We start from the raw sequence: 7,416 nt of genomic DNA, 5'->3' as shown, positions 1-7,416 counted from the left end.
GGTGAGCACCTGGGGCATCTGCTGGCCTGGGCCATCGAGCAGCGCATGACCGTCGGCGAGGTGCTGCGCATGCCGTTCTATCACCCGGTGATCGAGGGTGCGCTCAAGACCGCGTTCAGCCAGCTCTATGCCGAGGTCGAGGCCAAGAATCCGGGGCCGGTGACCGAGGTGGCACCGCTTCGCCGGCCTTCCTGATCATGCGTGCGCTGCGGCCGCAGTTGCGCGAGCGCAACTGCGGCGCATCTCAATATCACTCTCAAGGAGCCGCGCGTATTGCATCTAGGGCCTGATCGCCTCGGTCGACCAGTCGGCTAAGTCCCTGCTGCTAATTAATCAATACAGACCAAGAATCATTTTGCAAATCTTTGATCATCTTGTCTTCATCTGGAACAATCTGCTCAACCTTATCCAGGTCTGACCAGGAGCAACCTTGTTCCTTCAGGCTCCCCCTCTCTTCTCCAATCTTGTCATTGATGCTGAGAAGGTATTCATACCATTTTTTGCTTGCGTCCCTGTCATTGTCATCCCACTCAGCAATGGGATAATATAATCTTTCCTTGGTGTCGAGAAGGTAAAGGCGATCTTTCTTTAATGCCCTGTTGCAATAAATCACGCAATAAGGTGTTCCGTGTAATCCACGGTAATCAAATTCAGCAGGTGTCTTGATCGCTAGGTCACCACGAATAAGCTGTGGCATGATTTCCTCCAAAACAGTTGGATCAACATCGAGCGTGATCTGTGGGGTCAGGATTCCCCGGATCAGACACTTTACCGTCAAAGGTGATCCTGCGCGATGGACCTTAGAACGACCCGAACGATCAGGCCCATGGGGTTCAGTCCTCTTTCAGGAGCGTGTCGAGATCAAAACTTGCGCGTTGCCCCAGATCAGGGCCGTGCTGTTCGAGAAAATGCTCGGCGCGGCGGCGGCCCTCGTCGCGCAAGGTCAGCAGAAAGGCCCACTCAGCGTTGAGCTTGGAGGAATAGCCAAGCTCGAGCATCGCCGGGCTTGAGATCCGATGCAGGCGCATCGCCGCCCATCGTGCGCCTTCGCAGTCGCCGGCGTTGGCGACCCGGCGCAACAGCGCGATCATGCGCAGCTCCTTGAGCAACGGCGCGTTGAAGGCGATCTCGTTCTCGCGGTTGAGGATGTCGCGCGCCGTCTTTGGCGTGCCGGGGCGCTCGACCGGATTGATCTGCACCAGGATGGTGTCGTGGGCATCGGACTCGCGTACCAGCGGCGAGATGGTCGGGTTACCGGAGAAGCCGCCATCCCAGTAGGCCTCGCCGTCGATCTCGATGGCGCGGAACATCATTGGCAGACAGGCCGAGGCGAGCAAGGCATCGGGGGTCAGCTCGGCGTTGCGGAAGACGCGCGGGCGGCCGGTGCGCACATTGGTCGCGGTGGCGAAGACCTTGATCGGCGAGGCGGCCAGACGGCCGAAGTCGATGCAGTCCGCGAGGATATCGCGCAGCGGATTGATGTCGAGCGGGTTCAGGTCGTAGGGCGAGAACAGGCGCGAGGCCATATCCATGCCGAGAAAGAACGGCGAGTTGTCCATGGTCCATTGGCCGGTCAGGATGTCCATGGGGCTGCGCTGGAGCGGGCTCAGGCGCGCGGCCTCGGAGACGCGGCGCCAGAAGCCTTCCAGCGCGGCTTGGGCGCCCGCAGGCCCGTCGGCCGCGTAGCCATCGCTCATCACCGCCGCGTTCATCGCCCCGGCTGAGGTGCCGGAGATCGCCTCGATGTGCAGCCAGGTCTCCTGCAGCAGTCGGTCCAGCACGCCCCAGGCGAAGGCACCGTGGGCACCGCCGCCTTGCAGGGCGAGATCGACAGAGAGTGGCTCGCGGTCTGGCTGCGAGTGCGAGTCGGATGCTGGTTTAGCGGTGCTCATCGGTGCTCTGAGATGTTGGTCTGGGCGTTTTGTTGATCCGACCTGGATGCGAGCCTCGGATCGCATGGACAATCGCGTGCGTGCGTCGCCCGGCCATCTTCGCTGGACAGAGATCGGTAAGACTGATCGATACCTATCGATCCAGCTGGACGGTTCGAATGGGTCGCGCACTTTGGTCAGCAGGTCTTGATGAGGCGTGATCATCGGTGTGATCAAGCGAGATCAAGCGTACAGGATGTCCTTATTGTGGCGGCTGTTCATGACCATCATGCAGTCTCTACCCAGTCTCTTGCTTGCGGCTCAGTTTTCTATGGTCATGGCTCAGTTTGGCTCGGGCTCCGACCGAGTAACATGGGGCGCTCAACGACAAGCGGCTGGAGCCCAAGGCAATGCCACGTATTCAGATCGGTGAGATCGCAATCAATGTCCTTGAGCACGGCGGTAGGGCCGGTGCCGGTTCCGATACTGGAGCGGTTGCTGGAGTAGGTGCTGGAGCCGATGCCGAAGCTGGTGCCGATGCTGGTGCTGGTGCTGGTGCCGATGCTGGTGCTGGTGCCGAAGCTGGAGCGAGTGCTGGAGCAGGTCACGGATCGGGAGATGGGGCTCTGCCGGTGCTGGCGATCCATGGCAACCTTGGCTGCGCCCACTGGCTAGACCTCGCCGCGCCGCTGCTGCCGAGCGAGTTGCGCGTCATCGCCAGCGAGTGGCGGGGCTGCGGTGATTCCGACAAGCCTGAGCCCTTGTCGGACTTTGCCAACTACCGGATGGCCATCCATGCCGCCGATCATCTTGCGCTGCTCGATGCGCTCGGCATCGAGCGTTGTCACCTCTATGGCCATTCCACCGGCGGTATCATCATCTCGCACCTGTTGACGCTGGCGCCGGAGCGCTTCGCCAAGGTGCTGATGCTCGATCCGGTGAGTCCATTTGGCCTCGAGCTGCACCTAGGCCAACTCGAGGTGCTGCGGGCGATGCAGGCGGAGCGGGAGCTTGCCTTCGCGGGCTTGGCGACCGCCGCGCCGACCCTATTCGAGCCATCGAGCCTGGCCGCGGGCCACCAGCCGCAATTTGCCGCCTTGACCACGCCTGCGCAGCGTGAGCTATTTGCGCTCCTCGTCGACAAGACCCGCATCCTCTCCGATGGGATCTGGTTCGGCACGCCGCACGACCTGGGCCGTGAGTGGTCCGAGGGCGCGCTAGCCGAGCGCATGCCAGCGATGCGCCACGAGCATCTGATCCTCTATGGTGAGCAGGATTTGTGGATTCCCGTGGAGCATCTTGAGCGCATGGTCGAGCGTCTGCCGAATGCGCGACTGAAGCGCTTCGTCGAGGTTGGCCATTCGATGAATCTGGAGCAGCCCGAGCGCTTCGCGCGGATCTTCGCGGACTATTTCGGTGCCGTTTGATTCGATTGCCGTTGACTATGGACGCGGGACAATATCGATAGGATCCAGCTCAGCTCAGGACTCGTTTAGGCGCGGAAACTCCGGTATCGCAATCATCGTTTGAGCGGCAACAGACGTATCCGATGGCGCCTGGGGTCGATGACCACCAAGGCCCCTTCGGCGAGGGGCTTGGCGGCCGTGATAAGCGCCTCCAAAACGACATCGCCGAGATGACGTGGCAGGATGTGCTCGGCACGCAGTTGGACCACGCTCGGTGCAGTAGCCTCAGTCAGATAAAGCAACGCGCCGAAGTCCAGATCGTGGGTCAGGACGACATAATCATTCTCACGTGCCCAGGACATGATCTCGCGATCCTCGGCGCGAATGTCTCCGATCTCTCGCCAGTGCACGGCGGAGTGTCCAGCTGCGCGCAGAAAGTCGACCCACACGCCGGGCATGTTCATGTCCAGCAGCAGTTTCATCCGGCTTTGAGCGGCAGGTCATATTCCTCTGCCCGCCACGTTGCATAGGCCAGCGCAGCAAAAATGTCATCCCGTTCCAGATCTGGGTAGCAGGAGAGGATGCTCTCAATACTCTCGCCAGCGGCAAGCAAGCCGGTAATGGTCCCGACCGTGATCCTAATACCGCGGATGCAGGGCTTTCCGCCCATCTTGGCCGGGTCGAGGGTGATGCGATCAAGCTCTGGATAAGTCATGTTGTCATCTTGGTCGAGCTGGGCGATAAACGTCTTCGGTTCCTCCAAGCTCTGATTCTGGCACGCTTGGCGTGAGTCTGCGCGCATGATGTGGATATGGAGAACAGTGCGGCCTTGCATCGCTTCGCAAGGCCGCCAATTGGCGGCCTCTGGTGCTGTTACCTCGTCATGGCGATGAGCGTGCCTTACTTGGCCAGTCCCGCCGGCCGCTCCTCCGCGCTCGCCTGCTGGCCAGTGTTGACGGCACCAGCGATGCCCGGCAGATCGGTGGTGAAGCGATCATCGATAAAGGCGCCAATGGTCTCTGCCAGCACATTGGGCGCGCGGAACACGCCGTAATGGGCGGTTGGGTCCGGGAAGCTGGCGAAGACCGCGCCATCCACCGCGGCGGCTGCCTGCCTCGCGTTCTCCACCAGCAGCCATTTGTCGGTCTCGACATGGACCACCAGCGTGCGCGCCTGAATCCGCCCCAGCTCAGCGTTAATGTTGTAGCGGAAGCCGGCATCGTTGCGGTACCAGAAGTCCACCGCGTCTTCGTTCTTGGTGCGGGCGATGAAGGCGGCCGTCTGATCCCCTTCGGGCTGCCAGTGGAAGACCTCGCGCTCGATCTCGGCCCAGGGCGCCGCCGAGCGTAGCGGGAAGCTGAAGCCGGTCAGCTGCAGCCTTGACCACATGAACTGCAGACCTTGGCGCGGATGCTCTCCAATCGGCAGATGGTAATAGTGGCCCTTGGTCTTGCGCCAGATGGGATCGCTCTCCATCGCGGCCTGAGCGAGCAGGAAGGTCCAGGCCCCGACCGGGTCGTCGGCGTCGGAGGCGGTGGTGCCGCCGATCGGCAGGATCGCTTTGACATAGCCGCTGGGCGAGTGCATCAGCCCCCAGACCCAGGCCTGGGTGGCACCCATCGAGACGCCGGTGACCACCTCGACCTGGGCGATGTTGAGATGCTCGCGCAGAAGCCGATGGTTGGCCTGCACCATGTCGAAGTAGCTGTAGGCCGGGAACCGACGCCCGAGTCCATCCGAGGGCTTGGAGGCACCCCAGAGGCCGAGCGCATCGAGGAAGACCACATAGTAGCGATCGGTGTCGATGACCCGGCCGGGCCCGACGATGGGACCGCCGGAGAAGGCGTTGCCGGCCTGGCCCTCGTACCAGAAGTTGTACATGTTGGTCGCGTCGCCGGAATAGAAGGTGTTGATCACGATGGCATTGGTGATCTCACCGGCGTCATTGCGCTTCGGCGTGCCGACGGCGATATAGGCGACCCGCAATGGCTCTGACCCCAAGGATTCAAGCGTGGTGCCGCCCTCGCCGCCGTTGCGCCAGCTCGCCGGGTCGGCATTGAGATCGTACTCCCCGCCGAGGCGGAAGTTGGGGATCGCGTAGTAGTGCTTGACGTGGTCGAGCGCCATGACGCCGGAGCTGGGTGTGAGCGCGTCGGCTGGGGGTCTGAGCCGCTGATGGGGTGGCTTGCCGCCCGTGCTAGGAAGACTGTCCGCAACAGCGGTCTGCGCCGTGCCGGGTAAGCTGAGGGCTATCACCAAAGCGGCGAGCAAGGCGACGGCTAGGGCCGTGATCACTGCAGTCATTGGCGACATCGCGCCTAGATGGGTATTCTCAGGGTTCTTCATCACACACACCTCACTTAGAGAGACCGGCGGGTTGATCCGAAACCGCCGCGCTGGATGGGGCGGCGCTCGGCGCTGCACCATTGATCAGCGCGTCGATCACCTCCGGCGTCACCGCATCGACTTGTCCCGTCTGGATAAACCCAACCAGATCGCGAGCGAATTCATCAGGCACATCGGTGTGGACGAAGTGACCGACATCCGGATAGAGCTTGATGGTTGGCGGATTGCCGGCGGCGGTCATGCGCTCGCGGAAGGGGATGATGATGTCCCCAGCCAGGTCGGTGAGCCCGTTCAGCGAGGTGCTTGGAATGAACGGCTCGCGGGCGCCGAAGGCGGCGAAGATCGGCGCCTTAATCTGCGGCAGGCGCTTGTACAGGGACTGCTCGTCCTCAATAGCGTTCTCGGCGCAGATGGTGAACAGGTCGTAGATGAACAGGAAGGCCCATTGCTCGAATTCGCGCTGGTTGCCGCTGATCATCGCGATGCGTTGATCGGTGTGCAGGCGGGCGTATTCGGTGTCGTTGACGAAGTAGCCGAGCGGGCTCGGTACCGCGTTACCGGCCGCATCGCGCGTCTTGAAATAGAAGAAGTCGCGGATGCCCTCTGGCGTGCGATCGAGCTCGATCTGGACCAGGCCGAGCGGATCATAGGCGGCGTGCCATTGGTCGAGATCGTAGGCGATGTCGATGTCGCAGATCGGCAGCGACTGATCGCCGAGCTGGAAGTGCGTCGGATATTCCTCAAGACCGGCCGGCCCCTCCAGGATCAGCCCTTGAACGGCCTCGGGATAGCGCAGGGCATAGCCGAGCACGGTCTGGCCACCGAGCGAATGGCCGTAATACCAGGCGTTCTTGACCCCCAGCTCGCCGGCGATCAGGGCGTGGAAGGCATCGCGCACATCATCCAGCGTGCGCGCCTGAAGCTGGTCGAGATTGCCAGGGCCGGAGACGCCAGCCAGCGGCATATCTGGCACGATGACCCGGAATCCGCGCTCCACCGCGTAGCGCATCAGATGGCCATAATGGCCGCCAAAGGCACCCTTGCCGTGGACGATGACCAGCGTCGGCGGGTTCTTCTCCTCGCCGCAGTATTCATCCATGTAGCCGATCTCCCAGTCGACGCCGCGCTGATCCTTGACCTTTGCGAACTTGACCGGGAAGGGCATGATCATCTCGTCGAGCCAGAACGACTGCTCCGGGTCCGGGCTCATGTTGACGCGCGGGCGGCGGTAGTTGCTGGCCTCGCAGACGACATCCTGATCGGCAATGATCCCGACCGAGCGCAGGAAGGCGTTGAAGGTCTGGTCTTGCGCGAGGGCATTGGGGGCCTTGAACACCGCATAGTGCGCGATCGGGCTGGCGAAGTCGGTGTAGAGCCCGCCCGGGATCTGCTCCGAGGCCGCCTGCGCCTCGCCGGCAAGCAGCCATTGGTCGTTCTCGACGTGTACCACCAGCGTGCGCGGCTGCATCTGCGGCAGCAGGGCGTCGAGGTTGTGGGTCTCGCCGACGGTATCCCGATACCAGAGATCAACGGCGTCGAACTGGGCCGCGAGCTGTTGCAAGCGGCTGCCGGCGTTGGTGCCCAGGCGCGGGTCCGGGCTCCAGGTGAAGACCTCTTTCGAGACCTGATCCCAGCCCAGGGATTGGCTATGGGCCAAGTCGAAACCCGTTAGCGCGAGGTTCGACCAATGGAACGCGACCCCTTGGTTGGGATGCAGCGCCTTCGGCAGATGGTAGTAGTCGGCATTGGTATCGATCCACACCGGATCAGACTCCAGCGCCGCCTTGGCCAGT

General features: G+C 62.3%; 7 protein-coding genes and 1 pseudogene. 2 read left to right on the top strand and 6 right to left on the bottom strand.

What is annotated here, in order from left to right; genetic code table 11:
- Positions 1–195 (top strand): annotated as a pseudogene (locus VBE63_RS22620) (dihydrolipoyl dehydrogenase); the annotation flags it as partial.
- Positions 196–325: 130 nt separating this feature from the next.
- On the opposite strand, the gene VBE63_RS22615 reads toward VBE63_RS22620, so the two are convergent.
- Both VBE63_RS22615 and VBE63_RS22610 read right to left on the bottom strand, forming a co-directional pair.
- On the bottom strand, positions 326–697 hold the full coding sequence (locus VBE63_RS22615; RefSeq protein WP_323685277.1) for a hypothetical protein: 372 nt from the start codon (positions 695–697) through the stop codon (positions 326–328).
- 136 nt (positions 698–833) lie between these two features.
- The gene (locus tag VBE63_RS22610) at positions 834–1,892 is read right to left on the bottom strand and encodes a patatin-like phospholipase family protein (protein ID WP_323685276.1); all 1,059 of its coding nucleotides are present in this window, start codon (positions 1,890–1,892) and stop codon (positions 834–836) included.
- A 389-nt stretch (positions 1,893–2,281) separates the two neighbouring features.
- Between VBE63_RS22610 and VBE63_RS22605 the strand changes: the two genes are divergently transcribed.
- Positions 2,282–3,298: an alpha/beta hydrolase gene (locus VBE63_RS22605; protein ID WP_323685275.1), complete on the top strand. Its 1,017-nt coding sequence runs from the start codon at positions 2,282–2,284 to the stop codon at positions 3,296–3,298.
- 92 nt (positions 3,299–3,390) lie between these two features.
- Here the strand turns inward: VBE63_RS22605 and VBE63_RS22600 are convergent, their stop codons facing one another.
- The 4 genes from VBE63_RS22600 to VBE63_RS22585 all read right to left on the bottom strand — a co-directional run.
- Positions 3,391–3,759, bottom strand: a complete 369-nt coding sequence (locus tag VBE63_RS22600; RefSeq protein WP_323685274.1) for a DUF5615 family PIN-like protein — start codon at positions 3,757–3,759, stop codon at positions 3,391–3,393.
- On the bottom strand, positions 3,756–4,040 hold the full coding sequence (locus tag VBE63_RS22595) for a DUF433 domain-containing protein (protein WP_323685273.1): 285 nt from the start codon (positions 4,038–4,040) through the stop codon (positions 3,756–3,758). The genes VBE63_RS22600 and VBE63_RS22595 overlap by 4 nt, the downstream gene beginning before the upstream one ends.
- Positions 4,041–4,177: 137 nt before the next feature.
- Positions 4,178–5,623, bottom strand: a complete 1,446-nt coding sequence (locus VBE63_RS22590) for a hypothetical protein (protein ID WP_323685272.1) — start codon at positions 5,621–5,623, stop codon at positions 4,178–4,180.
- Positions 5,624–5,633: 10 nt separating this feature from the next.
- The coding region (locus VBE63_RS22585; RefSeq protein ID WP_323685271.1) for an alpha/beta hydrolase at positions 5,634–7,416 on the bottom strand (1,783 nt) is incomplete at its 5' end.

Source organism: Lamprobacter sp., from assembly GCF_034860625.1.
Lineage (GTDB): Bacteria > Pseudomonadota > Gammaproteobacteria > Chromatiales > Chromatiaceae > Lamprobacter.
The sequence above is the reverse complement of the archived record's forward strand: the minus strand, read 5'-3'. Positions and strand labels throughout refer to the sequence as shown.